Here is a 3,111-nt window from a genome sequence, read left to right on the forward strand (position 1 = left end):
TGGAACCACCCCTTCCCATCCCGAACAGGACCGTGAAACACTGCAGCGCCTATGATAGTTGAGGGCCTCCCTCCGCGAAAGTCGGTCACCGCCAGACGCCTATACCTTAGCCCTGCTTCTTTTTGAAGCAGGGCTAATTTTTTGTCAGAATGCCCTTTGGGGTCATGCGTCATTGCCCGCTGCGGAGCCGGATGCCCAGGCCCACTGAAAATTGTATCCCCCCAACCAGCCAGTCACATCCACAACCTCCCCAATAAAATAAAGTCCGGTGACGATTCTGGATTCCATGGTGCTGGAGGAAAGTTCGGCAGTATCTATACCGCCGAGGGTTACCTCAGCTTTACGATACCCCTCTGTACCACTCGGAAGAATGGACCATTGCTGCAACTTTTGGGCAATAGAAGCCAATTCCAGGTCCAGGTAATTACCCAGAGGCTGATTGTGCCAATAAAGATCGCACATTGTTTGGGCAAGACGGTTGGGCAGTATTTCGGACAGCACACTTTTCAAGAAGGATTGCGGTTTTTGCATTTTTAGTTGGCATAAATACGCATAAACATCCAGTTCTGGCAGCAAATCAATCTCAAGAGCTTTACCTTCCTGCCAGAAGGATGAGATCTGCAAAATGGCCGGGCCACTGAGGCCGCGATGGGTGAACAATAACCCGGCACGAAAATGCTGCTTGTTGAAACGGGTTTCTGCAGAACTTAAAGACACTCCGGCAATGCCACTTAATGGTTCATGAGCACGGCCAGTCAAAGTGAGGGGGACCAATCCCGGACGGGTATTTTGTAGGTTATGACCAAACTGTCGCCCCAATTGATAGCCGAAACCACTGGCTCCCAGGCTGGGAATGGACAGCCCGCCGGTGGCTATGACCAGGGATTCCGCACTGAAATCTCCCTGATTGCTTTTGATATGAAAAATACCTTTCTCTTTTTTGCAGGAAATGATGTTGCACTGCTTGTGGATATCCACATGGGCTGCTTGGCACTCTCCAGCAAGCATGGCCACAATCTGTTTGGAGGATCCATCACAAAAGAGCTGTCCGGCTTCTTTTTCATGATAGGCGATCTGGTGTTTTTCAACCAGTTCGATGAAATTTTCCGGGGTATAGCGAGCCAAAGCAGACTTGGCAAAATGTCTGTTTGTGCTGAGATAGTTGGCAGCACTTACGGACAGGTTGGTAAAATTACAATGGCCACCGCCAGACATCAGAATTTTTTTGCCGATACGATTGGCATGATCCACAAGAATGACTTTGCGGCCACGCTGTCCCGCTGTAATTGCGCACATCAATCCGGCGGCACCAGCACCAATGATGAATACCTCTGTATGCTCTGACATGATCGTTTGTGGAGTCCTTCAATCGGAAGGTTGACAATACCAACCGGTCGGTTCTAGATTGTGATGAGTTATTTTATAACATCAAAGAGGTGAGTATATGGATGTCATTACCGCAGTCCAGCAACGTCGTGCAACGAAGTCCTTTGATCCGCATCATCAGATGTCTGCCGAAACCAAAAGAACGCTTCTGGAGCACGCTTCTTTAGCGCCCAGTGCCTACAACATTCAGCACTGGCGGATTGTGGATGTGCAGGATCCGCAGCTGCGTGCGGCCATTCGTGAACAAGCCTGGGGTCAGGCACAGGTCACCGATGCATCGGCGCTCTTTGTTTTATGTGCAGATCTGGAGGCCTGGCAGGAAGATCCGCAACGGTACTGGGCGACTTCTCCGCAGCCGGTCCAGGATTTTTTATTGCCGAAACTGGATGAATACTATCGCGGAAAGCCGGAAATTGCGCGGGATGAAGCCATGCGTACCCTGGGTATTTTTGGAATGACGCTGATGTTGTTGGCCCAGGATCTTGGTTATGATTCCTGTCCGATGGATGGTTTTGATTTTGACGCCGTGGCGGAACTCATTCATTTGCCCGAACATTATGCAATCGGATACATGATTGCCGTGGGGAAAGGGACCGAAAATGCCTGAGAAAGAAATCGGGTTGATATCCAGTCACTGGTAAAAACAGATCATTTTTAGTGATCCAAGGGGCTAAAGTACTATAATCCAGTTCCAGTTGATACGGGCAGGATTATCCTGCAGGAGAGAGGGCAATGCCAGTCAATGAAGGAAGCGTGGATCGTCTGGTCCGGGTGATTGTGGGCTTGGTGATTATTGTGGTTCTCGCAGTATTCTTGCACGGTGAAAACAAATGGTGGGCGGTGCTTGGGTTGGTGCCGCTGATTACTGGAATCACTGGTTTTTGTGGGTTGTATACATTGCTGGGTATCAAAACCTGCCCGGCAAAAAAGCATTCCTGAGATCAGGGTGTATCCTCCTTAGCTCAGTATAAGGTTTAGTGAAAACAGAAGGCACGGTCGTCCCGTGCCTTTGGTTTATCAGGCATGGCAAGGAAAAACATTGCTGCATAAAAGACGACTGATTTTTATCCTGGGCATGTTAAGTGCCTTTGGCCCGATGTCTATTGATATGTACCTTCCCAGTCTGCCGACTCTGTCCCGTTATTTTACAGCGCCACATCTGGCAGTGCAGTTGACCCTGGCGAGTTTTTTTGTGGGACTTTCTCTGGGGCAGCTGTTTTTTGGGACGCTTTCGGATCGTTTTGGACGCCGCCGACCTCTGTTGCTGGGACTGATACTGTATGTGCTGACTTCGGCTGGCTGTGCTTTATCTCCCTCTATCGGGGTGCTGATCGGTCTACGTTTTGTGCAGGGGCTGGGAGCATGCGCAGGTCTGGTGATTTCCCGGGCCGTGGTGCGTGATCTGTTTACCGCCAAGGAAGCGCCACATATTTTTGCCGCCATGATTCTGGTGATGGGCCTTGCTCCTATTATTGCGCCGTTGATGGGTGGGTACTTGCTGGTCTGGTTGGGATGGCAGAGTATTTTCTGGTTTTTGACGGTATTCGGGTTGCTTATTTTTGGGCTGGTTTACCTGGGCTTGCGCGAAAGTCATCAGCCCACAACGGAACATTCCCTGGAGGTAAGCCAGGTTTTGCGGCGTTACCATGCGCTCTTGCAGGACAGGCGTTTTATGGCTTTTTCTTTGGTTTATGCCATGTGCTACGGCGGCATGTTTGCGTATAT

At 50.1% G+C, this 3,111-nt stretch carries 4 protein-coding genes and 1 rRNA gene; 4 read left to right on the top strand and 1 reads right to left on the bottom strand.

Annotation, left to right across the window (positions count from 1 at the left end):
* Positions 1-97: ribosomal RNA gene (gene rrf, locus AC2VLY_RS07270) — 5S ribosomal RNA — on the top strand; the annotation flags it as partial.
* A 65-nt stretch (positions 98-162) separates the two neighbouring features.
* Here the strand turns inward: rrf and AC2VLY_RS07275 are convergent.
* Positions 163-1,347, bottom strand: coding sequence for a BaiN/RdsA family NAD(P)/FAD-dependent oxidoreductase (locus AC2VLY_RS07275; RefSeq protein ID WP_486922020.1), 1,185 nt, complete (start codon positions 1,345-1,347; stop codon positions 163-165).
* A gap of 97 nt (positions 1,348-1,444) precedes the next feature.
* On the opposite strand from AC2VLY_RS07275, the gene AC2VLY_RS07280 reads away from it, so the two are divergent.
* The 3 genes from AC2VLY_RS07280 to AC2VLY_RS07290 all read left to right on the top strand — a co-directional run.
* Entirely contained in the window at positions 1,445-1,993 is a 549-nt protein-coding gene (locus AC2VLY_RS07280) for a nitroreductase family protein (protein ID WP_486892109.1), read from the top strand.
* A 125-nt stretch (positions 1,994-2,118) separates the two neighbouring features.
* A complete protein-coding gene (locus tag AC2VLY_RS07285; protein WP_193650819.1) occupies positions 2,119-2,325 on the top strand; it encodes a YgaP family membrane protein in 207 nt (68 codons plus the stop codon).
* 100 nt (positions 2,326-2,425) lie between these two features.
* Positions 2,426-3,111 (top strand): Bcr/CflA family efflux MFS transporter (locus AC2VLY_RS07290; protein WP_486922021.1); only part of this gene is annotated, 686 nt, incomplete at its 3' end.

Source organism: Acidithiobacillus sp. TH-A36, from assembly GCF_057473445.1.